This is a genomic window from Salipiger thiooxidans (assembly GCF_900102075.1).
GTDB classification, from domain to species: Bacteria; Pseudomonadota; Alphaproteobacteria; order Rhodobacterales; family Rhodobacteraceae; genus Salipiger; species Salipiger thiooxidans.
Genome location: NZ_FNAV01000005.1, coordinates 191,745 through 217,063 on the forward strand (window position 1 = coordinate 191,745; position 25,319 = coordinate 217,063).

Consider the following 25,319-nt stretch of genomic DNA (forward strand, 5'->3'; position numbering starts at 1 on the left):
CAAGGGCTGTCAGCTTTCCGAGGTGCCGAAGGCCGATATGATCTCGTCGAGCGTGTGCATCATCGAGCTTGCACCGCCACCCGAGATATACATGGGCGCGGCGTCGAGATAGAGGATATGGCCCTGCTGCGCGGCCTTGCTGCGGGCCACCAGCGGGTTGTCGAGCGTCGCCTGTGCGGACTGGCTGTCGGCGTTGATCGCCGCGCCGCGGTCGATCACCAGAAGCCAGTCGGGGTCGGTCTCGGCGATGAACTCGAACGAGATCGCCTGGCCGTGGGTGTCGTCCTCGAGCCCCGGGTGCGCCTCGGGCAGGTCGAGCGCGCCGTGCAGCCAGCCGAAGCGGCTGTTCGCACCATAGGCCGAGATCTTGCCGCCGTTGGTCAGGACGATGAGGCCGGTGCCCTTGCCGGCCACGGCCTCCTTGGCCTCGGCGAGCTTGGCGTCGAGGTCTCCGGTCAGCGCCTCGGCCTCGGCCTGCTTGCCGAAGAGCTCGCCGAAGGCTTTGATGCGGGCGCGGGTCTGCTCGACCATGCCTTCGCCCCAGATCGTCATGTCGATGGTGGGGGCGATCTGGCTCAGCGCGTCGACCTGCGCCGAAGAGCGGCCGCCGGCGATGATCAGGTCGGGCTGCATCACCGCGAGCGCCTCGAAGTCGGGCTCGAACATGGTGCCCACGGTCTCGGCCGAGGCGACCACGTCGTCGATGCCGCTCAGGTACAGGGGCTGCGGGATGCCGGCGATGGGCTGGCCGAGCGCGTGCAGCGTGTCGATCGAGGGGGCATCGAAGACGACGACGGTCTCGGGCGCGGTCTCGAGCTCGGCGCTGCCGGTCGCGGTGTCGATGGAGACGGTCTCGGCGGCGGCGGAAACGGCGGTGGCGCAGGCAACAAACCCTGCGAGCAGCAGAGGACGCATTCAGGTGCTCCCGGTCAGAGATGGGTGCGTGGCGTGGCGTGCGGCCGGCTCCGCTAGGATGGCGATTTGATACCGGATTGTTCTCCGGAGCCGCAATGCGTAATCTGACGTAAATGATCAACTTTTGGAGTGCCGCCATGCCAATACGCGAAACCGGGACGTTCGAGACGCCAAATGCATCGAAATACCTCCAGCAGCTCTGCAAGCATTTCGCCCACAAGGTGCCGGTGGACTACGACGCGGCCCGGGGCGAGGCCTCCCTGCCGCCGGGTCCTGCGGTGATGACCGCGACCGGGGAGGCGCTGCGCATCGAGATCAGCGCCGAGAGCGACGAGGGCATGGCGAAGGCCCGCTTCATCATCGACGACCACCTCAAGCGCTTCGCCCATCGCGAGGCCTTCGAGGGCATGGCCTGGACTGCCGCCTGATCCTGTCTTGGCAGGTGTCTTGGCAGGGGCGAACCCAAAGCGGAGCGGGCCTCGCGGTCCGCTTCCGTCGTTTTGCCAGTGCGGAAGCGGCGGTCAGAAGCGCATCTTCGCGGTCACGAGGAAGGTCCGGCCCGGCTCGGTCAGCGGCACCAGGGAGCCGGTGAGATCGAGCCCGTCCGAGCTGCGGCTCGCGCAGGTCCGGTCGAAGACGTTGCGCACGTCGAGCCGCAGTTCGAGGGGTTCTAAGCTGCGCGGCGCGTAATTCTCCCGTCCGGTCAGCGTGCCAGCGCTAGCAGTCCGGGCACGTCGAGATGCGCCTCCATGTGGTCGGCGAGCGCGTCCAGAACCGTCTCGACCGTGGCACCGTAACGCCCCGAGGCGCTGACGCCGAACCCCGCGAGCCAGGCGGCGCGGAAGGCGTCGTCGCGGAACATGCCGTGCAGGTAGCTGCCGGTGACCCGGCCGTCGGCGCTGGTGGCGCCCTCAGGGCGGCCGTTTACATGGGCGAAGGGGCGGGCGAGGTCGGGGCCGTCGCTGCGGCCGATGTGGATCTCGTAGCCGTCGAAGGGCAGGCCGGTCGCCGCGTGGGTGGCGCGGGTCTCGGTCAGGCGCTTGTCGCCGGTCATCACCGTGTCGATCTGCAAGAGTCCCAGGCCCGCGTCCTGTCCCGGGGCGCCTTCGATGCCGTCGGGGTCGGCGATGCTCTGTCCCAGCATCTGGTAGCCGCCGCAGATCCCCAGCACGTGCCCGCCGCGGTGCAGGTGGGCGGCGAGGTCCACGTCCCAGCCCTGCGCCCGCAGGAAGGCAAGGTCGCCCCGCGTCGACTTGCTGCCGGGCAGGATCACCACGTCGGCATCGCCGGGAATGGCGCGGCCCGGCCCCAGCATGGTGAGCCGCACGCCGTCTTCCTGCGTCAGCGGGTCGAGGTCGTCGAAATTGGCAACGCGCGAGAGCGCGAGGCAGACCACGTGCAACCCGTTCGTCCGGCGGGGGGCGTGCAGGTCGAGCGCATCCTCCGCGGGCAGCTTCCACGCATCGGGGAACCACGGCAGCACGCCGAAGCCGCGCCAGCCGGTGCGCGCCTCGATCAGCCGGTAGCCGTCGCCGAAGAGCCGCGGGTCGCCACGGAAGCGGTTGATGAGGAACCCCGCGATCATCGCGTTGTCCTCGTCCGAGAGCACCGCCTGCGTGCCCACCACCTGCGCGATGACGCCGCCCCGGTCGATGTCGCCGGCCAGCACCACGGGCACCCCGGCGGCAGTGGCAAAGCCCATGTTGGCAATGTCGTTGGCCCGCAGGTTGACTTCGGCCGGGCTGCCCGCGCCTTCGACGATCACGAGGTCATGCGCCGTGCGCAGCCGCTCGAAGCTCTCGAGCACCGCGCCGCGCAGCTTCGGCTTCAGTTCGGCGTAGCGGCCTGCCTCGGCACGCGCGATGCGCCGTCCCTGCACGACCACCTGCGCGCCGGTGTCGGTCTCGGGCTTCAGCAGCACCGGGTTCATGTCGGTGTGCAGCGGCAGTCCGCAGGCCAGCGCCTGCAGCGCCTGCGCCCGCCCGATCTCGCCCCCGTCCGAGGTGACCGCGGCGTTGTTGGACATGTTCTGAGGCTTGAAGGGTGCCACCGACAGGCCGCGCCGCCGCGCCGCCCGGCAGAGCCCGGCGACCAGCATCGACTTGCCCACGTTCGATCCGGTGCCCTGTATCATCAGCGCCGGCATCAGGCGTGCCCTGCCGCGTCTCGTGGTGATCCCATGTCCCTGCTTCCTTCCGCTTCGGCACTTGGTAGCCGCGCCCACCGCCCGGTGCAATCGGGCGGTGCTGCCCGGTTTCCCGGCAGCGCCCCGGGGTCCGTTCCAAAGCCGGGATCAGGATGCTTGACAGGTGGCGGACAAGTCGGTCACGCTCGAATAACGGATTTATTGACCGATAATCGGACACACATGGCGCGCGATACCAGTCTCTCGGCCGGCAAGGCCATTGTCGTTTTCAAGGCGATCTGCGATTTCGCGCGGCCCTGCTCGATCGCCGACATCGCCGCGGCCGTGGGCTACCCGCGCACCGTGACGGTGCGGATGATCGCCACGCTCGAAGATCACGGCTTCATCGAGCGCGGCCGCCACACCGGGCTCTACGCGGTGAGCCCGGCGCTGCTGCACCACGTGCAGAAGGCGCTGGCCCACAACCCGGTGCTCAGCCGGGTCGAGCTCATCATGCGCGACATCGTCAACCAGACCGAGGACACCGCGCTCTACATGATCCGCAGCGGCGACAAGGCGCTGGTGATGCAGCGGGTCGAGGGCTCGGCGCCGGTGCGCATCTTCGCCTCCGAGGTGGGGATGGAGCTGCCGCTGCATTGCGGCGGCGCACCTCTGGCGCTGCTGGCCTATGCCCCCGAGGCCGAGGTCGAGTCCTATCTCGCGACGCCTCTGGTCAAGCGGACCGAGCACACGATGACCGACCCGGCGGCGCTGCGCTCGCGGCTGGCCTCGGTGCGGGCGGCGGGCTTCTCGGTCGGGGACGAGGATCTCTTCGACTACGTGGTCGCGGTCGGCGCGCCGATCTTCGACGGGGACGGCACGCTCGCGGGCGCGGTGAGCGTCGGCAACATCATCCAGAGATACACGCCCGAGCGGGTTCAGGAGGTCGGACGGATCCTCATGGACACGATCGCAAAATACTGACGGGGACGGGACGGATGGGGAAGACAGCAACAAAGGCCATGGCCGTCGCCCCGCAGCCGGAAGCGGCGGAATGCGGGGTCGAGGTGCTGCGCGCCGGCGGCAACGCGGTCGACGCGGCCATCGCCATGGCCTTTGTTCAGGGCGTCGTCGACCCGCTGATGTGCGGCATCGCGGGCTTCGGCAGCATGGCGGCCTGGAACGCCTCGGACGGGGCGCATGAATACATCGACTTCCATGCCCCGGCGCCCGCCGCCGCGACCCCCGACATGTGGGAGCACCTGATCGAGGGCGAGGCCCGCGACGGCTTCGGCTTCACGCTCAAGGGGCGGGTCAACGACATCGGCTACCGCTCGATCTGCGTGCCGGCCTCGCTGCGCGCCTATGCCACCGCGCACGAGCGCCACGGGCGACTGCCCTGGGCCGACCTGCTGAGCCACGCGATCCGCTGGGCGGGGGAGGGCTGGGTGGTGCGGCCGCATGTGCACGGTTGGTGGTCGCAACCCTCGGACATGGGGCGGGTCGCGAATTACGAGCGCATCGCCCACTCTGACGCGGGGCGGGCGCTTTACTGCCGCGAGGACGGCAGCCCCAAGCAGGTGGGCGACCGCGTGGTGAACCCCGACCTGGCCCGGACCCTGCGCACCATCGCGCGCGAGGGTGCCGACAGCTTCTATACCGGCAGCATCGCCGAGGTGATCGCCGCCGACATGGCGGCGAATGACGCGCTGCTCTCGGCCTCGGACCTTGCCGCCTTCCGGGCGAAGATCCAGACGCCCATCGAGACCGACTACCGCGGCTACCGCGTCACCACCAACCGCCCGCCGGGCGGCGGGCTGATGCTGGCGGAGATGCTCAACATCCTCGAGAATTTCGACCTCGCCGCGCTGGGCCACAACAGCGCCGAGTACCTGCGCGTGGTCTGCGAGGCGATGAAACAGGCGACCATCGACAAGGACGCCCACATCGGCGACCCGGCTTTCGTCACCGTCCCGATGGAGAGGTTGCTGTCCAAGGGCTATGCAGCCGAGGTCGCAGACCGCATCCGGCGCGGCGACAAGGCCGACGTGCCGCGGTTTTCGCCCGACGGGCCGAGCAAGGACACCACGCAGCTCTGCGTCACGGATCACGACGGCAATTGCGTGAGCATGACCCATTCGCTGGGGATGCCCTCGGGCGTGGTCACGCCGGGGCTCGGCTTCATGTACAACGGCTGCATGGGGGTCTTCGACCCGCGCCCCGGCCACGCGGGCTCGATCGCGCCGGGCAAGGCGCGGTTCAGCTCGGTCTGCCCGTCGATCGTCTTCAGGGACGACAGGCCGGTGCTGGTGATCGGCGCGCCGGGCGCCACGCAGATCGCCATGGGCGTGCTGCAGGCGATGCTCAACGTGCTCGACTTCGGCGCCTCCATGTCAGACGCGGTGAGCTGGCCGCGGTTCTCGGCGACCTCGAACCTCATCGACGTGACGAACCGCATCCCGTGGTCGGTCACCCGCACGCTGGAGGAACAGGGCTACGGCGTCGTGCGCAGCCCGCAGAGCTACGGCATCGCCTGGGTGCACGGCATCCGGATGACGGGAGCCGCTCCCGAGGGCGGCGCGGATCCGGCCACCGACGGGATGGCGCTGTCATGCTAGGGCTTGCGCGACTGGGTATTGATCCAGAGCACCTCGGCCTGCTGGGTGCCGACGCATTCGAACCGGTGCGGGCGAGTCGAGGGGAAGCCGAAGCTGTCGCCCTCGGTCAGCAGGTAGACGCGGCCCTCGACCTCGAGCCGCACCGCGCCGCTCAGGACGTAGCCCGCGTCGAGCCCCTCGTGGCCGTAGGCCTCGGGGCCGGAACTGCTTTCAGGCGTCATGCGCACCATCATCAGCTGCAGCCCGTCGAGCGCCTTGGGCGTGAGAAGGTGCTTGCGGATGCCCTGCGCGCTGACGTCCATCTCGTGGCCGGTGTCGCGACGGATGACGATGCCGTCAACCTCGTCCGCCGCCGGGTCCGCGAAGAAGTAAGACAGCGGCACGTCGAAGCTCGTCGCGAGCTTGTTCAGCGTGCGCACCGAGGGCGAGGAGAGGTCGCGCTCGATCTGGCTGAGCGAGCCCACCGACAGGCTGGCCCGCGCCGACAGCTCCTTGAGCGAAAGTCCGTGGCTCTTGCGCAGCGCCCGCAGGCGCAGGCCAAGGGTCGAGTCGTTTCGTCCGTGATCTTTCATGCCGCCCTGTCCACTGGCCCTGCCGATCTTGTCCCAGAACATCAAATCTCATGCAAGTTTACGCGAAAATTGAAATTCTCAAGCGTAAAAATGAAAAATAGCTTGCATGGTCATTATAAAAATGAATTTCTGAACAAAGAAATTCATAAGTGAGGAAGATCGGATGCGCGTCGGGGTGGAAGTCGGAGGAACCTTCACGGATCTCGTGGCCGTTGACGGTGGAGAGATCCAGCTGCGCAAGGTGCCGTCCACGCCGTCGAGCCCGGACATAGGGGTGCTGAACGCGCTCGATCAGGCGGGGGTGGCTCTGTCGGGGGTGGGCGATCTTGTGCATGGCTCGACCGTCGCCACCAATGCCCTGCTCGAGCGAAAGGGCGCCAAGGTGGCCTTCGTCGTCACGCAGGGCTTCCGCGACATCCTCTTCCTGCAGCGCCACGACCGCCGCAACATCTACGACCTGCGCTACAAGCGGCCGCGCCCGGTGGTCGACCGCGCCGATTGCTTCGAGGTGGCCGAGCGGGTCGATGCCTCGGGCGCCATCGTGTCGAAGCTCGACGTCAGTGCCGAGGTCGCCCGCCTCGTACCGCTGCTGCGCGCCGGGGGCTACAAGTCGGTGGCCGTCTGCCTGCTGTCCTCCTACGCCAACGCCGCCCACGAAGAGGCGCTGCGCGCGGCGCTCAACGCGGCGCTGCCCGAGATGCTGGTGACCGCCTCGGCGGATGTCACCCGCGAGTTCCGCGAGTTCGAGCGCGCCTCGACCGCGACGCTGGCCGCCTACGTGCAGCCGGTGATCGACAGCTATCTGTCGCGGCTCGAGACCGAGCTCGGCACCCGTGGCTTCGCGGCGCGCTTCTCGATCATGCAGTCGAACGGCGGGCGCATCCCCGCGACGGCCATGCGCCGCAACGCCATCTCGGCGCTGTTCTCCGGGCCCGCCGCGGGCGTCGTCGGTGCCATCCGGCAGGCCGAGCGCGCGGGGACGGGCAACGTCATCACCTTCGACATGGGCGGTACCTCGACCGACGTCTGCCTCGTGACCGACGGCAAGCCCGGCATCTCGCCCGATACCGAGCTCGACGGGCTGCCGGTGCGAACCCCGGTCATCGACATCGCGACGGTGGGCGCGGGCGGCGGCTCGCTGGTGTGGATCGACGACGGCGGTATGCTTCGCGTGGGTCCGCGCAGCGCCGGCGCCGAGCCGGGACCGGCCTGCTACGGCAAGGGCGGCACGCTGCCCACCATCACCGACGCCCATGTCATTCGCGGCACCATTCGCCCCGAGGCCTTCCTCGGCGGCACCATGGAGATCGACCGCGCCGCCGCCGAGCGCGCCTTCGAGCCCATCGCGCAGGCGCTGGGCCTGACCGTGGCCGAGGCTGCCACCGCCGCGCTGCGCCTCTCGACCGCCAACATCGTGCGCGCCATCCAGCTCGTCTCGACCGAGAAGGGCAACGACCCGCGCGACTACGCGCTGGTGCCCTATGGCGGGGCCGGGCCGCTGCTGGCCGCCGAGATCGCCGAGGAAATGCAGCTCTCGCGCGTGGTGGTGCCGCCGAACCCCGGGGTGCTCTCAGCCTACGGGCTCATCGCCTCGGACTTCTCCAAGATCACCGCCATCACCCGCCGCTTCGTGGTGGATGCCGATGCGCCGGAAAAGGTCCGTGCCGCCCATACCGAGATGGAGGCCGCCGCTCGCGCCGATTTCGAGAGCTACGGGCTCAAGAACGGGCTCAGCTTCGAGTTTGTCGCCGACATGCGCTTCGTGGGCCAGGCCTTCGAGGTGCCGGTGGAGCTGTCGCCGCAGACGCTGTGCCACCTCGATGCGCAGAAGCTCGAGGACCTGTTCCAGGCAGCGCACCACCGGATCTTCCTTCACGGCGGGTCCAAGGGCCAGAAGATCGAGGTCGTGGGCTTCCGCATGACGGTGACCCGCGCCATCGAGGAGCTGCCCGCCTTCCGCGAGCGCGCCAGCGAGGGCACGACGCCGAAGACCAGCCCCGTGGTGCTGCCCGACGGTACCCCCGGTACCGCCGCCGTGCACGCCGCGTCGAGCCTGAAGACCGGCGAACCGGTCACCGGCCCCGCGCTGATCGAGGGCTATTCCTCGACCACCTACATTCCGCCCGCATGGGCCGTCGCCCGTGACGGCGAAGACAACCTGATCCTGACGAGGGCCGCGCAATGACCGTTTCCGCCATCGACTACGCCGTTCTCAGCCAGGCGATCCTCGCCGCCGCACGCGAGATGGGGGCAAAGCTCATCCGTTCGGCCTATTCCACCATCCTGCGCGAGGCCCGCGACGGCTCGGCCGCGATCCTCGACCGCGACGGCAACACCGTGGCGCAGGCCGAGCTTATCCCGATGCAGCTCGGCACCATCGGCTCGGTGTTCCAGGCCTGCGCTCGTGAATACGATCTCGACGAGGTGGGTCCCGACGATTTCTTCGTCATCAACGACAGCTATTCCGGCGGCCAGCACCTGCAGGACGTGTTCTTCTTCCACCCGATTTTCGCCGGCGACCGGCGCGTCGGGTTTGCCGCCTCTGTGGCGCACCACCTCGACATCGGCGGCGGCTCTCCGGGTCTGTCGGTGCACGCCCGCGACGTGCACTCCGAGGGCATCATCATCCCGCCCACCAAGTTCTCGATGTCGCGCGACTGGAACGGCGGCATGCTGGAACGCATCCTGCGCGCCAACGTCCGTGCGCCGCTGCAGACCATGGGCGACTTCAACGCCCAGATCGCCGCCAACCGAGTTGGCGCGCAGCGCATCGGCGAGATGTGCGAGCGCTACGGCGCCGAAACCGTCGAAGAGGTCATGGCCGAGTTCCAGAGCTACACCGAGCGCCGCGTCCGTGCCGCCATCGCCGAGGCGCCCGACGGTGTCTACTTCGGCGAGGCGGTGATCGACGACGATGGCGTCGGCACCACGCCGGTCAAGGTGACGTCGAAAGTCACCATCGAGGGCGACCGGCTGACGGTCGACTACACCGGCACCGACCCGCAGGTCTCGACCAACCTCAACGCGCCGCTGGCGGCGGCGATCTCGGCCACGATGTCCTGTGTGAAATCGGCGCTGACCTCGCCCGACATCCCGTTCAACGCGGGGCTCACCCGGTCCATCGACGTGATCGTGCCCGAGGGCAGCATCCTCAACCCGCGCTATCCCGCGCCGGTCCGGGCGCGGATGGAGAGCTGCTACCGCGCCTTCAACGCGACCATGATCGCGCTGTCGCAGGCGGTGCCCGAGAAGGTCATCGCCAACGGCTTCGACTGCACCACGGTGGCCTGCCTCAGCTGGCTCAACGACGGCGCCTATTCGGTCTATCTCGAGATCTTCGGCGGCGGCTACGGTGCCTCGGTGGCCGAGGACGGCTGCGACGCCATCGACGGGCCGATGTCCAACTGCGCCAATACGCCGGTCGAGGCCATCGACCAGGATTACGAGTTCTTCCGGGTCGAGGAATACGCGCTCACCCCCGACAGTTTCGGCCACGGTACGATGCGCGGCGGCACCGGCTTCGTGAAGACCTTCCGCATCCTGCGGGACGGGGCGACGGTGGCGCTGTACGCCGACCGCTTCACCACCGCACCGCAGCCGCTCTTTGGCGGCGAGGCGGGGACCATGGGCGCCTGCGAGATCCATCGCGGCGACGAGGTGATCCGGCTGACCTCCAAGGACATGGCCGACCTCAAGGCGGGCGATCTCGTGGTCTTCCGGCTGGGCGGCGGCGCGGGCTACGGCCCGGCGGCGGACCGCCCCGCGGCGCTGGTCGCGGACGACCTGCGCAACGGGCTCATCACCGAAGACACGGCGCGCGTGGCCTATCCCGCACAGATGGAGGCGCTTGCATGACACGATCTGCGGATCTCTGGGACAAGTCGCTCTGGTACGCGACGGCGGAGGAGCCCGACCCGGGATCGGATGCGCCCGCCGATGCGAAGGTGCTGGTGGTGGGCGGGGGCTTCACCGGCCTCTCGACCGCGCTGCACCTCGCCGAGCGCGGTGTTCCGGTGACGCTGATCGAGGCCGAGAAGATCGGTTACGGCGCCTCGGGGCGCAACGGCGGGCAGGTGATCCCGGGGCTGAAGCTCGACCCCGCCGAGATGCGCGCCCGCTGGGGTGCCGAGGTGGGGGGGCGGCTGGTGGCCTTCGCGGGCGGCGTGGCCGACACGGTCTTCGAGCTCATCGACCGCTACGCCATCGCCTGCGGTGCCTCGCGCAATGGCTGGATCCAGGGCGCGCATTCGTCGATCGCGCTGAAGGCGGTGCACGGCCGTGCCCGCGAGTGGGAGGCCGAGGGCGCCCCGGTCGAGATCTACGACGCGCAGGCCATGGCCGATGCCACCGGCGCCGTGGGCTACACCGGCGGCTGGCGCGACATGCGCGCGGGCCAGCTCAACCCGCTGGCCTACGCGCGGGGCCTCGCCCGTGCCGCGCGTGAGCGGGGCGCCACCGTGGTGACCGGCAGGCGCGTCAGGGCCATCACCCGCGACGGCGCTGGCTGGGCACTCGACCTCGGGGGCGAGACGGTGCGCGGCGAGACGGTGGTGCTCGCCACCAACGCCTATGATGCGACGCTGATGCCGAGGCTGGCGCGCTCGATCCTGCCGGTGCAGTCCACCGTCATCGCCACCGCGCCGCTGACCGGCAACGTGGCGAAATCCATCCTGCCGCAGGGGGCCTGCGCCTCCGAGGTCCGCAAGCTCGCCTTCTACTACCGCATGACCCCGGACGGCCGTTTCGCCATCGGCGGGCGCGGCGCGACCGGGCCCGAGCACAGCCAGGGCCTGCAGGACGCGCTCGAGGGCGGTATGCGCCGCCTGTTCCCGCAGCTGGGCGACGTGCAGGTCGAGAAGGCCTGGTCGGGGCACCTCGCGCTGACCATGGACCACCTGCCGCACCTGCACGAGCCCGAGCCCGGGCTCTGGGCGGTAGCGGCCTACAACGGGCGCGGCGTCGCCATGGCCACCGGCATGGGCGCCGCGATGGCCGGACGCATCGCCGAGGGCACGCCGCTGCCGCTGCCCGAGACCAGGATCCGCCCCATCGCCTGGCACGCCCTGCGCGGACCGGTGATGGACGTGGGGGTCCGCTACTACTGGATGAAGGACAAGCTGGGCTTCGCCTCCTGAGGCGCGGCCGACGGACCCGCGAGCCGGGCCGCAGGACATTTCGCCTCCCCCCCAATCGGAGGCTGACACGGCATCGCCCCGCAAGGGCGGGCCGCAATCGACGCCGGCAAAGACCGGCACCAACAGGGAGACGACCATGACGAAGACCAAAGCACTGCTGCTCGCCTCGGCGCTCGGCGTCGCGACTCCGGTCGCGGCGGAAGACATCACCGCCTCCATCTGGTTCCCGGAAACCCACCCGATGACCAGCGAGGGCTACATGGCGCTCAAGGACACCATCGAGGACGCCTCGGGCGGCGAGCTGTCCATGACGCTCTACACCGGCACGTCGCTGCTGCCGCCGGTGGCGCACCTCTCGGGCCTGACCGACGGCATCGTCCAGATGACCTACCATGCGGGCACCTACACGCCCTCGGATCTGCCCGAGGACAACACCGTCGCGGCGCTGGCCATCGCGCTGCCTGACAGCATGACCGCGGCCATGGCGATGGCCGATTTCTACATCAACGACGAGGTCATGCAGGGGATGTTCGACCGTCTCGGCATCACCTTCCTCGGCTCCTACGCCTCGCCGCAATACACCATGATGTGCTCGTCCGAGATCACCACGCTCGACCAGATCAAGGGCAAGAAGCTGCGGATGCCCTCGCCGGTGCACGCCGCATGGGCCGAGAGCGTCGGCGCGGTGCCGGTGACCGTGCCGTCGTCCGAGATGTTCTCGGGGCTCGAGAAGGGCCAGCTCGACTGCGCCATCAACGCCGCCAACGATCTCAAGTCGCGCTCGCTCTGGGACGTGGCGAAATACACCACGCTGCTCGACTTCGGCCCTTATTTCGCGGGCTGGATGTACGGCATGGACCGGAGCGCCTGGCAGGGCCTGTCCGAGAGCAGCCGCCAGATCCTCGTGGATGCGATCCCCGGCAACGTCGTGCAGATGACCCACGCCTACATCGGCACCGTCGACGAGGCGCTGGCCGAGGCCCCCGACCACGGCGTGACCATCGAGGAGCCGTCGGAAGAGCTGGCCGCCAGCCTGCGCGAGTTCATCGACACGCAGGTCGACGGGCTGGCCGTCGAGACCGGCGAGAAGCTCGGCGCGGTCGATCCCGAGGGGCTCATCACCCGCTTCAAAGAAACCTATGCCAAGTGGGAAGGCCTGATGGCCGACATTCCCGCGGACGATCTCGACGCGATGACCGAGCTCTTCAAGACCGAGGTCTACGACAAGCTGGACGTGACGAGCTACGGGCTCTGATCGGGTAACCAAGGAGGCGACGATGCTGGCAGGGATCGACAAAGGGCTGTTGTGGCTCGCACGGGGGCTCATCCTGATCGCGGCCGCGGGGCTGGCGCTGATGATGATCCAGACCGTGGCCGACGTCGTCGCCGACAATTTCTGGAACCATCCGATACCGGGGAACCTCGAGGTGATCTCGGTCTATCACATGGTGCTGGTCGTGTTCCTGCCGCTCGCCTTCGTCGAGTGGCAGCACGAGAACATTCAGGTGGACCTGCTCTGGCGCATCATGCCGGACTGGCTGCAGCGCGCGGTCCTCGTGCTGGGCTACGTGGTGAGCGCCGCCTTCTTCGCCATCCTCGCCTGGCGCACCTGGTTCGATGCCATGAACGCCCTGGCCAAGAACGAGATGATGATGGGTAACGTCTACGTGCTGATCTGGCCCGCGAAATTCGTGCTGCCCATCGGGTTCGCCGGGATCTGCCTCGTCACCCTGCGCCACGCCGTGCACGCGGCGATCGATCCGGAGTTCTCGGCCGAGCCGGCGGACCCCACCGAAGGCCATATCTGAGACGGGAGCCGGAAGTTTGGAAAACGTCACCATCGGGTTCATCGGCATTGGCGCCGGAATCGTGCTGCTGCTCCTGCGGGTGCAGATCGGCGTCGCGCTCGGGCTGGTGAGCTTCATCGGCATCGCCGTGCTGCTCAACATGCGCGCGGCCTGGGGGATCATCACCGCGATCCCGTTCAACTTCGTCGGCGACTGGAATCTCACCGCCATCCCGATGTTCCTGCTGATGGGGTTCGTCGCCTCCGAGGCAGGGCTGTCGTCGGGGCTGTTCCGCACCATGCGGATGTTGCTGAGCTGGCTGCCCGGCGGGCTCGCCGTGGCCAGCGTGGGGGCAAGCGCGGTGCTGGCGGCGGCCTCGGGCTCGTCGGTGGCGACCTCCTCGGCCTTCGCCCGCATCGCCACGCCCGAGATGCTGCGCTACCGCTACGACCCGGGCCTTGCCACGGGCGTCATCGCGGCGGCGGGCACGCTGGGCTCGCTCATTCCGCCGTCGATCCTGATGGTGCTCTACGGCTACCTCGCCGAGGTCTCGGTGGCAAAGCTCTTCGCCGCGGGGGTGATGCCGGGGATTTTCACGGCGCTGGCCTTCACGGTGATGATCGTGCTCCGGGTGATCCGCAAACCCTCGCTGGCGCCGAAGGTCGAGACCGGTTTCACCCGCGAGGAGGTGCTCGAGGCGGTCAAGGACACCTGGGCGCTGCCGGTGATCATCGTGGGCGTGCTGGCGGGGATCTTCCTCGCGATCTTCACGCCGACCGAGGCAGGGGCCGTGGGTGCGGCGCTGGCTATCGTGGTCGCCGCGCTCAAGCGCAGCCTGACGTGGAAGGTTCTGCTGGCAGGCTTCCGCCAGACGCTGATCAGCACCGCGAGCATCTTCATGGTGGTGATCGGCACCTCGCTTCTGGGCCGGTTCATGGCGCTTTCGGGTGTGCCGGGCTTTGTGGCCGATGCCTTCATCGCATGGGGCAGCTCGCCGCTGATGGTGATCCTCGCGGTTTCGCTGCTCTACCTGCTGCTCGGATGCTTCCTCGACAGCATCGGCATCCTGCTGCTGACCATGCCGATCATCCTGCCGATGGCGAACGAGGCGGGGCTCGACCTGATCTGGTTCGGCATCATCCTCGTGAAGCTGCTCGAGATCGGCCTGCTGACCCCGCCGGTGGGGCTCAACGTCTACATCATCAAGGGCGCGCTCGGGGACCGGGTGTCCCTGACGACGATCTTCCGGGGCGTGGGCTGGTTCGTGGTGGTCGATCTGCTGGTGCTGCTGTCGCTGATCTTCATCCCGGGAATCACCCTCTGGCTGCCGGGGATGATGGAGTAACGGACAGCTCCCGGGCTCTGTCCGGGAGGGGCTGCGCAATCTGCAGGAGATTTCCAGGGCCCTTTCGGCAGGCGCCGAGGGGGCCTGATGCGCGAATTTCGCGGCGCCGTGCCGCAGCGTGCGCGGGGGTATTCGCGCCCTTCCGGGCTGTCGCGCAACCGATTGACCCCTTTGCGATTTTTGCCTTTTCGTTGGCGCTTTTCCATGCCGCAAGGAACAGCCGCCGCGACGCCGCGGCAGAGGCCCCGCGTGCCATGTTCGGGCGCCCCTTCCAACAGAACGCTTGCCATGTCCGAAAACCGGGCGTATTCCCGGCGGCGGGACACCCTTCCCCAACGAAGGGCATCTATCTGTAAGGTTAGGCTACATAATGGCTGATAAGCACCCCACCGCTCGCCCGGCGAATCCGCGTTTTTCGTCCGGCCCCTGCGCCAAGATCCCCCAATTCACCGTGGATATGCTCGCCGACGCCGCTCTCGGCCGGTCGCACCGCGCCAAGGTCGGCAAGGAAAAGCTCCTTGCTGCCATCGAGGGCACCCGCGAGATCCTCGGCATCCCCGCTGACTACCGCATCGGCATCGTTCCGGCCTCCGACACCGGCGCCGTCGAGATGGCCATGTGGTCGCTGCTCGGCGCCCGCAAGGCCACCATGGTCGCCTGGGAAAGCTTCGGCTCCGGCTGGGTTACCGACGTGGTCAAACAGCTCAAGATCGACGCCGAAGTGAAGACCGCCGAGTACGGCGAGATCGTCGACTTCGCCGAGGTCGATTTCGACACCGACGTCGTCTTCACCTGGAACGGCACCACCTCGGGCGTCCGCGTCCCGAACGGCGACAAGATCCCCGCCGACCGTGACGGCCTGACCATCTGCGACGCCACCTCGGCCGCCTTCGCGCAGGACCTGCCCTGGGACAAGCTCGACGTCACCACCTTCTCCTGGCAGAAGGTGATGGGCGGCGAAGCGGCCCACGGCATGCTGGTGCTGAGCCCCCGCGCCGTTGAGCGGCTCGAAAGCTATACCCCCGCATGGCCGATGCCGAAGATCTTCCGCATGACCAAGGGCGGCAAGCTGATCGAGGGCATCTTCAAGGGCGAGACCATCAACACGCCGTCGATGCTGGCCGTCGAGGATTACCTCGTGGCGCTCGAGTGGGCCCGCAAAATTGGCGGCCTGCCGGAGCTGATGAAGCGCGCCGACACCAACGCCAAGGTGCTGTGGGACTTCTGCGACCGCAACGACTGGATCGCGAACCTTGCGGTGGATCCGGCGACGCGCTCGAACACCAGCGTGTGCCTGAAGTTCACCGACGAGCGCATCAAGGACGGTGCCGCCTTCGCCAAGGCCGTGGCCAAGAAGCTCGAGGATTACAACGCCGCCTATGACGTCGGTGCCTACCGGGACGCCCCGGCCGGCCTGCGCATCTGGTGCGGCGCGACGATCGAGAGCTCGGACGTCGAGGCGCTGACCCTCTGGCTCAAGTGGGCCTTCGAGGAAGTGCTCGAAGAGCAGACCGCCGCCGCGTGATCTTCCGGGTGGGCGACACGCCCACCCGACAACCCGGACCTGCCAACACACCCAGATTGACACTGCGGAACGGGCGCATCGGCCCACCGCTTTCTCTCATCGTATCCAAAGGACAAGACCCATGGCCCCCAAGGTTCTCGTTTCCGACAAGCTCTCCGAAACTGCCGTCCAGATCTTCCGTGATCGCGGTATCGACGTCGACTACCTGCCGGATGTCGGCAAGGACAAGGAAAAGCTCGCCGAGATCATCGGCCAGTACGACGGCCTCGCGATCCGCTCCGCGACCAAGGTGACGCCGTCGCTGCTCGAGCATGCCACCAACCTCAAGGTCGTCGGCCGCGCCGGCATCGGCACCGACAACGTCGACAAGGAAGCCAGCTCCAAGAAAGGCGTGATCGTCATGAACACGCCCTTCGGCAACATGATCACCACCGCCGAGCACGCCATCGCGATGATGTTCGCCGTTGCCCGCCAGATCCCCGAAGCCGATGCCTCGACCCAGGCCGGCAAGTGGGAGAAGTCCAAGTTCATGGGCGTTGAGCTGACCCACAAGACGCTTGGCGTGATCGGTGCCGGCAACATCGGCGGCATCGTCTGCGACCGCGCCCGCGGCCTGAAGATGAAGGTCATCGCCTTCGATCCCTTCCTGTCGGAAGAGAAGGCCGAGAAGATGCAGATCGAGAAGGTCGAGCTCGAGGACCTGCTCAAGCGCGCCGACTTCATCACCCTGCACGTGCCGCTGACGGACGGCACCCGCAACATCCTGTCGGCCGAGAACCTCGCCAAGACCAAGAAGGGCGTGCGCATCATCAACTGTGCCCGTGGCGGTCTGGTGGACGAGGCCGCACTGGCCGAACTGCTGAAGTCCGGCCATGTCGCCGGTGCCGCCTTCGACGTGTTCTCGGAAGAGCCCGCCAAGGAGAACCCGCTCTTCGGCCTGCCCAACGTGGTCTGCACCCCGCACCTCGGCGCCTCGACCACCGAAGCGCAGGAGAACGTGGCGCTTCAGGTCGCCGAGCAGATGTCCGACTACCTGCTGACCGGTGCCGTGTCGAACGCGCTCAACATGCCGTCGGTGACCGCGGAGGAAGCCAAGGTCATGGGCCCGTGGATCAAGGTTGCCGGCCACCTCGGCAACTTCATCGGCCAGATGACCGAAGAGCCGATCAAGGCGATCAACATCCTCTATGACGGCGAAGCCTCGACCATGAACCTCGAGGCGCTGAACTGCTCGCTGATCGCCGGCATCATGAAGCCCATCTCCCCCGAGGTGAACATGGTCTCGGCCCCGGTGATCGCGCGGGAGCGCGGCATCCAGATCTCGACCACCCGCCAGGAACAGTCGGGTGCCTTCGAGGGCTACATCAAGGTCACCGTGGTCACCACCAAGCGCGAGCGGTCCATCGCCGGCACCGTGTTCTCGGACGGCAAACCGCGCTTCATCCAGATCAAGGGCATCAACATCGACGCCGAGGTGGGCGAGCACATGCTCTACACCACCAACGAGGACGTGCCCGGCATCATCGGCAAGCTCGGCACCCTGCTGGGCGACCACAAGGTCAACCTCGCGAACTTCACCCTCGGCCGGTCGGCGCAGGGCGCTGAGGCCATCGCCATCTCCTACCTCGACGAGGCGCTGGACGACAGTGTGGTGAAGGCGCTCAAGGACACCGGGCTCTTCCGTCAGGTGAAGCCGCTGGAATTCGACCAGGCCTGAGGCCGGTCCGTTGCACCGAACGCAAAGGGCGCCCGCTGAGGGCGCCCTTTTTCATTCCGCAGTTCCAGTCCGCGCGGCGTGGTCCGCGCATCCCCGACATGCGGCGCTAACATTTTCGGTCTGGCAGGCTTGTTCTGCGCTGCAGCATGGCCAAGTGTAGGGGCGTCAGAAAGGACGATTCCAATGCAGCCGATTTTCGCCGTCGGAGACATCCACGGCCAGCTTGAAGAGCTTCACAAGGTCCTCGACCACATCGCCAGCGACGCCGAGGCCGATGCTCCCGTGGTCTTCACCGGCGATTTCGTCGACCGGGGCGCCAACAGCGCCGCCGTCATCGACACGCTGATGCAGGGGCAGACCGAGGGCAAGCCGTGGACCTGCCTGATGGGCAACCACGACCGCTACCTGCTGCGCTACCTCGAGAACCCGGCCTATCAGGACCCCGAGACCTCGCGGCCGCTCTATTACACCGACCCGCCCATCGGCGGCGACAAGACGCTGGCCTCCTACGGCGTGGATACCGACCCGCGCCGCTGGCCCGAGGACATCCACAAGGACGCGCTGGCGGCGGTGCCGCAGGCCCACCGCGACTGGATCTCCGGGCTGCCGCGGATCCACGAGACCGACGAGCACATCTTCGTCCATGCCGGGCTGCGGCCGGGCGTGCCGCTGGAAGAGCAGGCCGAGGACGATCTGGTCTGGATCCGCGAGCCCTTCCTCAGCGACACCCGCGATTACGGCCGGCTGGTGGTGCACGGCCACACGGCGCTGCAGATGCCCGAACTCTACGACAACCGCCTGAACCTCGACGGAGGAGCGGGCTACGGGCGCCCGCTCCATGCGGTGCTGCTACTGGGCCGCGACCCGCTTCTCGTCGGCGCCTTCGGGCGCAGCAGTCTTTAGGGCGCACCACGCGTCGTACTGGGACAGGAACACCCGCCCGGTCAGGTCATGCAGGAAATGCGACCGCTTCAGGCGGTCCATCACCGGCCCCTTCACCTCGGTCAGGTGGAGGGTGATCTTCTGCTCGCCAAGGCGGCGGTTCAGCTCCTCGAGAGTCTCCAGTGCGCTCATGTCGACCTCGTTCACGGCGGGGAACATCAGCACCACGTGGCTGAGGTTGTCGCATTCCGAGACGCGGGCCAGCACGTAATCCTCGAGAAAGCGGGCGTTGACGAAGTAGAGGCTCTCGTCCACGCGCAGGGTCAGCACGCCGGGCAGGGTCTCGACGTCGTGCCGCTTCACGTTGCGGAAATGCTGGGTGCCCGGTACCAGCCCGACCTCGGCCACGTGCGGCTTGGAGGTCTTGTAGAGGTGCAGGAAGATCGACAGCAGCACGCCCGCCGAGACACCCATCTCGACCCCCACCAGAAGCGTCAGCACGATGGTCGCGGTGACGGCGATGAAGTCGACCATGGAGTAGGTCCACGTCTTCTTCAGGATCGAGAAATCCACGAGGCTGAGCACCGCCACGATGATGGTCGCGGCGAGCGTCGCCTTGGGCAGGAAGAAGAGCAGGGGGGTCAGCACCAGCGTCGCGATGCCGATGCCCACGGCGGTATAGGCGCCGGCGGCGGGGGTGGCGGCGCCGGCGTCAAAGTTCACCACCGAGCGCGAGAAGCCTCCGGTGACCGGGAAGCCGCCCGAGATCGCCGAGGCGATGTTCGACGTGCCAAGACCGATGAGCTCCTGGTCCGGGTCGATGCGCTGGCGGCGCTTGGCGGCGAGGGTCTGCGCCACCGAGACCGACTCGACGAAGCCGATGATCGAGATCAGCACCGCAGGCAGCAGCAGGGTCGACCACATCGACAGGTCAAAGGACGGCGCCGAGAGCGGCGGCAGGCCCATGGGGATGTCGCCCACCAGCTTCACGCCGCGCGCGTCCAGCCCGAAGCCCCAGGCGATGAGCGTGGTCGCCACGACGGCGGCGACGGGGCCGGCCTTGGCGAAGATGTCGGCGAGCCGCGGACCCACGCCCGCCCGGACCAGCAGCGGCTTCAGCCCCTTGCGGACCCAGAACAGGAAGGCGGTCGCGCCGACGCCGATGACCAGCGTGATCGGGTTGGTCTGGCCGATGTGCTCGGCAAGCGAAAGCACGAGCTCGAGCAGCGTGTGCCCCTCGGCGCTGATCCCGAAGATATGCTTGAGCTGCGAGGCCGCGATCAGCACGCCCGAGGCGGTGATGAAGCCCGCGATCACCGGGTGGCTGAGGAAGTTTGCAAGGAATCCCAGCTTCAGCACCCCGAGTAGCGTCAGGAAAACGCCCGAGATGAAGGCCAGCGTGACGGCGGCCAGCGCGATCTCGGCCGGGCTGGTGAGCCCGAGCTGCCCGATCGCCGCCGCGGTCATCAGCGAGACCACCGCGACCGGCCCGACGGCAAGCGCCCGCGAGGTGCCGAAGATCGCGTAGGCCACCAGCGGCAGGATCGAGGCGTAGAGCCCCATCTCGGCCGGCAGACCCGCAAGCAGCGCGTAGGCCAGAGATTGCGGGATCAGCATGATGGTGACGATCACCGCCGCCACGAGGTCCGAGGTCGCGGTGTCCCGGTCGTAGCTGCGTGCCCATGCCAGGATCGGCAGGTAGCGGGTGAGAAGATCGCGTGAGCGGCGGGGGTTCGTCATGGGGTCCGTCCTGGGTCCGTCATGGGGTGCGGCGGTCGGCGCGGGAGAAGGGCCCGAAGAGTCGGCGCGACCGCCTTGGCGCTAGATATATTCAAAATACGGAATTAGTGAAGGGGTGTCGTGGAGATTTGTTCGCACGAATTTCGCCGCGAGGGAACATCCGTCCGGAAATGGCGGCAAACGGCGGACAGGGTTCCTCGACCCCGCCCGCCACTGTGCCAGCGTGTCAGCGCTCAGCTGGCCGAGACCTTCTCGGGTTTCGCCATCCATTCCTTGCCGCGCAGCATCGCCTTCCAATAGACCGGCGGCAGGATCTGCTCCTTCAGCAGCCACGCCGCGCGGGTGGGCTTGGTGCCGTCGATCAGCCATTTCGGGAAGCTCGGGAGCAGCGCGCCGCCATAGCCGAACTCGGCGAGGACGATCTTGCCGCGCTCCACCGTCAGCGGGCAGGAGCCGTAGCCGTTGTAGACCGCGTGGGGTGAAAGCCCGTCGATGTCCGCCGCCACGTTCTCGGCCACGATGGGTGCCTGCATCCGCGCCGCGGCGGCGGTTTTGGCGTTGGGCGCATTCATCACGTCGCCAAGGCTCCAGACGTTGTCGTAGGTCTTGTGACGCAGGGTGCTCTGATCGACGTCGACCCAGCCTGCGGCATCGGCCAGCGGCGAGACCCGGATGAAGTCGGGCGCGGTCTGCGGCGGGCAGACGTGCATCATGTCGAATTCGACCTCTACCGTCGCGGGCGCGGTGTCGGGCTTGTTGACCGCGAAGGTGGCCGTCTTCGCGGCCCCGTCCACGGCGATCAGGTTGTGGAAGAAGTTGAGCGTCGCGTCGTATCGCGACACGTAGTTCATCAGCGCGGGCACGTAGTCCTTCACCCCGAAGAGCACACCGCCCGCGTTCATGAACTGGATGTCGATGCGGGGCAGAATGCCGGTGCGGAACCAGTGGTCGCCCGAGAGATACATCGCCTTCTGTGGCGCGCCGGCGCATTTGATCGGCATCGGCGGCTGAGTGAACAGCGCGCGTCCGCCCTTGAGCCCCTTTACCAGCTCCCAGGTGTAGGGCGCCAGGTCGTAGCGGTAGTTCGAGGTGACGCCGTTCTTGCCCAGCGTCTCGACCAGCCCCTCGACCTTGCCCCAGTCGAGCTTCAGCCCGGGGCAGACGATCAGCCGGTCGTATTTCACGACGCGGCAACCGTCGAGGATGACGGCGTTCTTCTCGGGCTCGAAGGCGGCGACGGCGGCCTTGATCCAGTGCACGCCCTTGGGAATCAGGCTGCCCATGGTGCGCGCGGTAGTACTGGCCTCGAAAATGCCGCCACCCACCATGGTCCAGCCGGGCTGGTAGTAGTGGATGTCGGCGGGATCGAGCACCGCTATCTCAAGATCGGGCTTGCGGGCCTTGAGGCTGGCTGAGACGGCGATGCCCGCCGCGCCGCCGCCCACGACGACCACGTCGAAACCCGCGTCGCCGCTGTCGGTGGGTGTCTTGCCACCGTTCACGATGCGGCGCACGACGCCCGCCATGTCGTAGCCTGCGGCCTTGGTCGCGGCGAGGATCTGCGGCGGCGTCAGCACCTTGGCCTGGCTCAGGGACCAGAGCGTGGCAGACCGTGTACCGGTGCGGCAATACGCGAAGACGGGGCCGGGCAGCTCGCGCATGGCTGTGCCGAAGGCCTCGGCGTCGCCGTCCTGCACCTTGCCCGAGACCACCGGCAGGTAGCGCGCCACGAGCCCCGCCTCGCGGGCGGCGGCGTCGATCTCGTCAAAGGTCTGCTGATCGGCGCCCTCGCCGTCGGGGCGGTTGCAGATGATCGAGCGATACCCGGCGGCGGCGATCCCCGCCAGGTCGGCGGCAGTGATCTGCGGTGAAACCGTGATGTCGTCGTTGATCTTGCGAAATTCCACGGCGCGTCTCCTCAAACACGGGAATCTGGATGACGCCCTATATATTCCTTAATTCGAATTTGTCACGCATTGTTGCGCCGCATGGGTTAACAATCTTGCGATCCGGGGCGTCACGACGCAGCAAAACTGCCCTCATGCGCTCTCGCGGGGCGACGCCTTGCGAGAGCACGGGGCGTTGGAGGCTGATCGCGTATGTGTAGGAGCCGCGAGTGGGCACGGTCGATGCCGAGCTTCGCAGGGCGGGGCGTCGGGTCCCTCGGGGAAGTCGCGCGACACCGAGACCGGTTTCCATGGAGCCGATCGCTCAGCCCCCCCGGTCCCCCAGTCCCCCCAAACGAAAAACGCCGCCCCGGAGGGCGGCGTTCGGCAATTCCAAGGGGCGAGGGATCAGAAGCCCAGGCCTTCGTATTTCTTCTTGAACTTCGACACGCGGCCGCCGGTGTCCATGAGGCGCGAGTTGCCGCCGGTCCAGGCCGGGTGCACCGTCGGGTCGACGTCGAGCGACAGGGTGTCGCCTTCTTTGCCCCAGGTGGTGCGGGTCTGGTAGATGGTGCCGTCGGTCATCTTGACGTCGATGACGTGGTAGTCGGGGTGGATGCCCTTTTTCATGAAATGGCTCCTTATGCGTCGGCGCCGGCGAGCGGCTTGTAGTTGGTGTCTTCCGCGATGCGGGCCGACTTGCCGCGGCGCGAGCGGAGGTAATAGAGCTTGGCGCGACGGACACGGCCGCGGCGCACGACGGTGATCGACTCGATGTTGGTCGAGTAGAGCGGGAACACACGTTCCACGCCTTCACCGAAGGAAATCTTGCGGACGGTGAACGAGCCAGCGATGCCCGAGCCGTTCTTGCGGCTGATGCAGACGCCTTCGTAGTTCTGCACGCGGGAGCGGGTACCTTCGGTCACCTTGTAGCCGACGCGAATGGTGTCGCCGGGCTTGAAGTCGGGGATGTCTTTCCCCAGGGCGGCAACTTGTTCCGCCTCGAGCTGTGCGATCAGATCCATCTGATCTTCTCCTATCTGCTCACGGTTGGACCCGTGAAGTGTGTCTCGCGTCCCAGAGCTCCGCGTCTTCGGTCGGGTCCGCGCCGGATCTGGTCCGGGCGCCCGCGGGAGGCTATCGACGTCATTTTCCGTAACTTCCAGTCCGGCCCGTCTTGGCCCCGCCGAAGCAGCGGGTCAGGCAACACCGAACAGCCCCGTGCGACTCGCAAGAGCCGCCGGACGCGCTGCGTATATGCGCGAGAGCCGCGCGGATCAAGGAGAAACTGGGGGTTGGGCGCTCAGAGCCGGCGCTTAAAGCCGACGTGGCTCGCCGTGAAACCCAGCCGTTCGTAGAAGCGGTGGGCCTCGTTGCGCGAGGCGTCCGATGTCAGCTGGACCATGACGCATCCGCGCTCGCGGCATTGCTCCACCGCCCAGTCGATCAAGGTGCCGCCAAGGCCCGTGCCGCGGGCCGGGGCCGCCACGCGCACCGCCTCGATCTGGCCGCGGGTGGCACCCAGCCGGGACAGGCTGGCGAGGAAGGTGATCTGCAGCGTACCGATCACCGCGCCGTCGCGCTCGGCCGCCGCCAGCAGCTGGTTGGGGTCGGCGTCGATGCGGCGGAAGGCGTCGAGATAGGCCTCGGGCAGCGGCGGGCCGGGTTGTTCGCGGGTGGCACCGAGCGGATCGTCGGCCAGCATCGCGACGATGGCGGCGACGTCGGCCTCGGTGGCGCGGCGGATGGTGGTCTCGGTCATTTGCCCTGCTCCCGAGCCTTCTGATGTGCTTCCCAGAGATCGGGGCGGCGGACGCGGGTGATCTCTTCGGATTGCGCGCGGCGCCACTTCTCGATCTCGCCGTGGTGGCCCGAGAGCAGCACCGGCGGGATCTCGAGCCCCTGCCACGTGGCCGGGCGGGTGTATTGCGGATGCTCGAGAAGCCCGTGCGAAAAGCTCTCCTCCTCGACCGACTCGGCGTTGCCCAGCACGCCGGGCAGCAAACGCACCGTGGCATCGAGCAGGGCCTGCGCGGCGATCTCGCCGCCGGTCAGCACGTAGTCGCCCATCGACACCTCGGCGATGCCGTAGTGGTCGAGCACCCGCTGGTCGAGCCCCTCGAACCGGCCGCAGATCAGCGTGACGCCGGGCGTCTGCGCAAGCTGGCGGGCGACGGACTGGTCGAAGCGACGGCCGCGCGGCGAAAGGTAGAGGATCGGCGCGGCCGGGGCGATGTTGCGCCGCGCGGTTTCGAGCGCGGCGCCCATGACGTCGGGACGCAGCACCATGCCGGCGCCACCGCCTGCGGGCGTGTCGTCGACGTTGCGGTGCCGCCCTTCGCCGAAGTCGCGCAGGGGCACCGTGTCGAGCTGCCACTTGCCCTCCTGCAGCGCCTTGCCGGTCAGCGACAGGCCCAGCACGCCGGGGAAGGCATCCGGGAAGAGGGTGATGACCTGCGCGGTCCAGGCGCGTGCCAGCACGGGCGCCTCGGTCATCAGTTCGCGCGGGGTGGGGCTCAGGCGGACGGCCTTGCGGCCATGGGATTTCGGTGCGTCGCTCATGCTTCACCCTCTAGCCGCAAGGGCCGGGCGGCTCAAGCGGCGTGGTCGGCGGCGATCGCGGGACGGTACGCCGCAAGATGGTCGCGGATGTCGAGCACCACGGCGGGGTTGGCGAAGCGCTGCGCCAGCGCGCCGGCGCGGTCGGGCGGGGCAGTGACGAGCTGCAGCAACAGCCAGAGCTCGCGCAGTTCGTCCGGGCTCAGGTCAATGAGGCGCGGTCGTCCCCAGGACCGGCAGATGCGGGTGACCACGAGGCGAAGCGCGTCGTCCTGCAGCGCGTCCCCGAGCGCGGCCCGGATCTTGGCGGGGGAGGGCATGGCGGGCGCGTGCTGGCGCAGGGCGCGGGGGGCCATCAGCCGCGCCACCGGGCGCCTCGCGTGGCGCTGCGACCAGCCGGCGGCGCCGAGCGCGACCAGCCACGACAGGCCCAGCATCGCGAGGTGCTGGCCATGCAGCACCGAGATCGCGGCCATGCGGTCCGGCAGGAAAATAATGGTTAACGAAGGCGAC

General features: G+C 68.0%; 23 protein-coding genes. 12 read left to right on the plus strand and 11 right to left on the minus strand.

What is annotated here, in order from left to right; genetic code table 11:
* Positions 1-9: 9 nt before the first annotated feature.
* Entirely contained in the window at positions 10-915 is a 906-nt protein-coding gene (locus tag BLQ77_RS09160) for a siderophore ABC transporter substrate-binding protein (protein ID WP_089958157.1), read from the minus strand.
* Between the two features lie 137 nt (positions 916-1,052).
* Between BLQ77_RS09160 and BLQ77_RS09165 the strand changes: the two genes are divergently transcribed.
* Complete coding sequence (locus tag BLQ77_RS09165) at positions 1,053-1,343, plus strand: DUF2218 domain-containing protein (RefSeq protein WP_165617064.1); 291 nt, start codon at positions 1,053-1,055, stop codon at positions 1,341-1,343.
* Positions 1,344-1,436: 93 nt separating this feature from the next.
* Here BLQ77_RS09165 and BLQ77_RS29635 read toward each other — a convergent pair whose 3' ends face one another.
* Positions 1,437-1,562, minus strand: coding sequence for a hypothetical protein (locus tag BLQ77_RS29635; protein WP_278184693.1), 126 nt, complete (start codon positions 1,560-1,562; stop codon positions 1,437-1,439).
* Between the two features lie 56 nt (positions 1,563-1,618).
* Positions 1,619-3,061 carry a cobyric acid synthase gene (locus BLQ77_RS09170; RefSeq protein WP_089958160.1) on the minus strand — a complete coding sequence of 481 codons (1,443 nt, stop codon included), beginning with the start codon at positions 3,059-3,061 and terminating at the stop codon, positions 1,619-1,621.
* Between the two features lie 222 nt (positions 3,062-3,283).
* Between BLQ77_RS09170 and BLQ77_RS09175 the strand changes: the two genes are divergently transcribed.
* Both BLQ77_RS09175 and ggt read left to right on the plus strand, forming a co-directional pair.
* Complete coding sequence (locus tag BLQ77_RS09175) at positions 3,284-4,024, plus strand: IclR family transcriptional regulator (protein WP_165617065.1); 741 nt, start codon at positions 3,284-3,286, stop codon at positions 4,022-4,024.
* A 14-nt stretch (positions 4,025-4,038) separates the two neighbouring features.
* Positions 4,039-5,658 (plus strand): gamma-glutamyltransferase, encoded by a 1,620-nt coding sequence (gene ggt / locus BLQ77_RS09180; protein ID WP_089958166.1) that lies wholly within the window; start codon positions 4,039-4,041, stop codon positions 5,656-5,658.
* On the opposite strand, the gene BLQ77_RS09185 is transcribed toward ggt, so the two are convergent.
* The gene (locus BLQ77_RS09185) at positions 5,655-6,272 is read right to left on the minus strand and encodes a cupin domain-containing protein (protein ID WP_089958168.1); all 618 of its coding nucleotides are present in this window, start codon (positions 6,270-6,272) and stop codon (positions 5,655-5,657) included. The two genes, ggt and BLQ77_RS09185, sit on opposite strands and share 4 nt — an antisense overlap.
* A gap of 121 nt (positions 6,273-6,393) precedes the next feature.
* Here BLQ77_RS09185 and BLQ77_RS09190 point away from each other — a divergent pair, with 121 nt between their 5' ends.
* The 9 genes from BLQ77_RS09190 to BLQ77_RS09230 all read left to right on the plus strand — a co-directional run bounded on the left by BLQ77_RS09190 (position 6,394) and on the right by BLQ77_RS09230 (position 18,642).
* The gene (locus tag BLQ77_RS09190) at positions 6,394-8,415 is read left to right on the plus strand and encodes a hydantoinase/oxoprolinase family protein (protein ID WP_089958171.1); all 2,022 of its coding nucleotides are present in this window, start codon (positions 6,394-6,396) and stop codon (positions 8,413-8,415) included.
* Positions 8,412-10,085 (plus strand): hydantoinase B/oxoprolinase family protein, encoded by a 1,674-nt coding sequence (locus BLQ77_RS09195; protein WP_008887277.1) that lies wholly within the window; start codon positions 8,412-8,414, stop codon positions 10,083-10,085. Before BLQ77_RS09190 ends, BLQ77_RS09195 begins: the two co-directional genes overlap by 4 nt.
* Complete coding sequence (locus tag BLQ77_RS09200) at positions 10,082-11,365, plus strand: NAD(P)/FAD-dependent oxidoreductase (protein WP_089958174.1); 1,284 nt, start codon at positions 10,082-10,084, stop codon at positions 11,363-11,365. Before BLQ77_RS09195 ends, BLQ77_RS09200 begins: the two co-directional genes overlap by 4 nt.
* A 136-nt stretch (positions 11,366-11,501) precedes the next feature.
* Positions 11,502-12,620, plus strand: a complete 1,119-nt coding sequence (locus BLQ77_RS09205; protein ID WP_089958177.1) for a C4-dicarboxylate TRAP transporter substrate-binding protein — start codon at positions 11,502-11,504, stop codon at positions 12,618-12,620.
* A 22-nt stretch (positions 12,621-12,642) separates the two neighbouring features.
* Complete coding sequence (locus tag BLQ77_RS09210; RefSeq protein ID WP_008886501.1) at positions 12,643-13,173, plus strand: TRAP transporter small permease; 531 nt, start codon at positions 12,643-12,645, stop codon at positions 13,171-13,173.
* Positions 13,174-13,189: 16 nt separating this feature from the next.
* Entirely contained in the window at positions 13,190-14,497 is a 1,308-nt protein-coding gene (locus BLQ77_RS09215) for a TRAP transporter large permease (protein WP_089958180.1), read from the plus strand.
* A 370-nt stretch (positions 14,498-14,867) separates the two neighbouring features.
* Complete coding sequence (locus BLQ77_RS09220; protein ID WP_089958182.1) at positions 14,868-16,022, plus strand: phosphoserine transaminase; 1,155 nt, start codon at positions 14,868-14,870, stop codon at positions 16,020-16,022.
* A gap of 121 nt (positions 16,023-16,143) precedes the next feature.
* On the plus strand, positions 16,144-17,739 hold the full coding sequence (gene serA / locus BLQ77_RS09225; RefSeq protein ID WP_089958185.1) for a phosphoglycerate dehydrogenase: 1,596 nt from the start codon (positions 16,144-16,146) through the stop codon (positions 17,737-17,739).
* A 183-nt stretch (positions 17,740-17,922) separates the two neighbouring features.
* A complete protein-coding gene (locus BLQ77_RS09230; RefSeq protein WP_089958187.1) occupies positions 17,923-18,642 on the plus strand; it encodes a metallophosphoesterase family protein in 720 nt (239 codons plus the stop codon).
* Here the strand turns inward: BLQ77_RS09230 and BLQ77_RS09235 are convergent.
* The 7 genes from BLQ77_RS09235 to BLQ77_RS09265 form a co-directional block, all read right to left on the minus strand.
* Positions 18,589-20,361 carry a SulP family inorganic anion transporter gene (locus BLQ77_RS09235; protein WP_089958190.1) on the minus strand — a complete coding sequence of 591 codons (1,773 nt, stop codon included), beginning with the start codon at positions 20,359-20,361 and terminating at the stop codon, positions 18,589-18,591. The genes BLQ77_RS09230 and BLQ77_RS09235 overlap by 54 nt on opposite strands.
* Positions 20,362-20,594: 233 nt before the next feature.
* A complete protein-coding gene (locus BLQ77_RS09240; protein WP_089958192.1) occupies positions 20,595-22,268 on the minus strand; it encodes a bifunctional protein tyrosine phosphatase family protein/NAD(P)/FAD-dependent oxidoreductase in 1,674 nt (557 codons plus the stop codon).
* Between the two features lie 387 nt (positions 22,269-22,655).
* Positions 22,656-22,877, minus strand: a complete 222-nt coding sequence (gene rpmE, locus BLQ77_RS09245) for a 50S ribosomal protein L31 (RefSeq protein ID WP_008886707.1) — start codon at positions 22,875-22,877, stop codon at positions 22,656-22,658.
* An 11-nt stretch (positions 22,878-22,888) separates the two neighbouring features.
* Positions 22,889-23,272: a 50S ribosomal protein L19 gene (gene rplS / locus BLQ77_RS09250; RefSeq protein WP_008886612.1), complete on the minus strand. Its 384-nt coding sequence runs from the start codon at positions 23,270-23,272 to the stop codon at positions 22,889-22,891.
* A 278-nt stretch (positions 23,273-23,550) separates the two neighbouring features.
* Positions 23,551-24,009 (minus strand): GNAT family N-acetyltransferase, encoded by a 459-nt coding sequence (locus tag BLQ77_RS09255; protein WP_089958195.1) that lies wholly within the window; start codon positions 24,007-24,009, stop codon positions 23,551-23,553.
* Positions 24,006-24,809, minus strand: coding sequence for a tRNA (guanosine(37)-N1)-methyltransferase TrmD (gene trmD, locus BLQ77_RS09260; protein ID WP_008886891.1), 804 nt, complete (start codon positions 24,807-24,809; stop codon positions 24,006-24,008). Before trmD ends, BLQ77_RS09255 begins: the two co-directional genes overlap by 4 nt.
* A 32-nt stretch (positions 24,810-24,841) precedes the next feature.
* Positions 24,842-25,282, minus strand: coding sequence for a hypothetical protein (locus tag BLQ77_RS09265; RefSeq protein WP_089958198.1), 441 nt, complete (start codon positions 25,280-25,282; stop codon positions 24,842-24,844).
* Positions 25,283-25,319 lie beyond the last annotated feature (37 nt).

Coding starts and splice junctions, on each gene's coding strand:
- BLQ77_RS09160 (WP_089958157.1), bottom strand. CDS start 915: ATGCGTCCTCTGCTGCTCGCAGGGTTTGTTGCCTGCGCCACCGCCGTT.
- BLQ77_RS09165 (WP_165617064.1), top strand. CDS start 1,053: ATGCCAATACGCGAAACCGGGACGTTCGAGACGCCAAATGCATCGAAA.
- BLQ77_RS09170 (WP_089958160.1), bottom strand. CDS start 3,061: ATGCCGGCGCTGATGATACAGGGCACCGGATCGAACGTGGGCAAGTCG.
- BLQ77_RS09175 (WP_165617065.1), top strand. CDS start 3,284: ATGGCGCGCGATACCAGTCTCTCGGCCGGCAAGGCCATTGTCGTTTTC.
- ggt (WP_089958166.1), top strand. CDS start 4,039: ATGGGGAAGACAGCAACAAAGGCCATGGCCGTCGCCCCGCAGCCGGAA.
- BLQ77_RS09185 (WP_089958168.1), bottom strand. CDS start 6,272: ATGTTCTGGGACAAGATCGGCAGGGCCAGTGGACAGGGCGGCATGAAA.
- BLQ77_RS09190 (WP_089958171.1), top strand. CDS start 6,394: ATGCGCGTCGGGGTGGAAGTCGGAGGAACCTTCACGGATCTCGTGGCC.
- BLQ77_RS09195 (WP_008887277.1), top strand. CDS start 8,412: ATGACCGTTTCCGCCATCGACTACGCCGTTCTCAGCCAGGCGATCCTC.
- BLQ77_RS09200 (WP_089958174.1), top strand. CDS start 10,082: ATGACACGATCTGCGGATCTCTGGGACAAGTCGCTCTGGTACGCGACG.
- BLQ77_RS09205 (WP_089958177.1), top strand. CDS start 11,502: ATGACGAAGACCAAAGCACTGCTGCTCGCCTCGGCGCTCGGCGTCGCG.
- BLQ77_RS09210 (WP_008886501.1), top strand. CDS start 12,643: ATGCTGGCAGGGATCGACAAAGGGCTGTTGTGGCTCGCACGGGGGCTC.
- BLQ77_RS09220 (WP_089958182.1), top strand. CDS start 14,868: ATGGCTGATAAGCACCCCACCGCTCGCCCGGCGAATCCGCGTTTTTCG.
- serA (WP_089958185.1), top strand. CDS start 16,144: ATGGCCCCCAAGGTTCTCGTTTCCGACAAGCTCTCCGAAACTGCCGTC.
- BLQ77_RS09230 (WP_089958187.1), top strand. CDS start 17,923: ATGCAGCCGATTTTCGCCGTCGGAGACATCCACGGCCAGCTTGAAGAG.
- BLQ77_RS09235 (WP_089958190.1), bottom strand. CDS start 20,361: ATGACGAACCCCCGCCGCTCACGCGATCTTCTCACCCGCTACCTGCCG.
- rpmE (WP_008886707.1), bottom strand. CDS start 22,877: ATGAAAAAGGGCATCCACCCCGACTACCACGTCATCGACGTCAAGATG.
- rplS (WP_008886612.1), bottom strand. CDS start 23,272: ATGGATCTGATCGCACAGCTCGAGGCGGAACAAGTTGCCGCCCTGGGG.
- BLQ77_RS09255 (WP_089958195.1), bottom strand. CDS start 24,009: ATGACCGAGACCACCATCCGCCGCGCCACCGAGGCCGACGTCGCCGCC.
- trmD (WP_008886891.1), bottom strand. CDS start 24,809: ATGAGCGACGCACCGAAATCCCATGGCCGCAAGGCCGTCCGCCTGAGC.
- BLQ77_RS09265 (WP_089958198.1), bottom strand. CDS start 25,282: ATGGCCGCGATCTCGGTGCTGCATGGCCAGCACCTCGCGATGCTGGGC.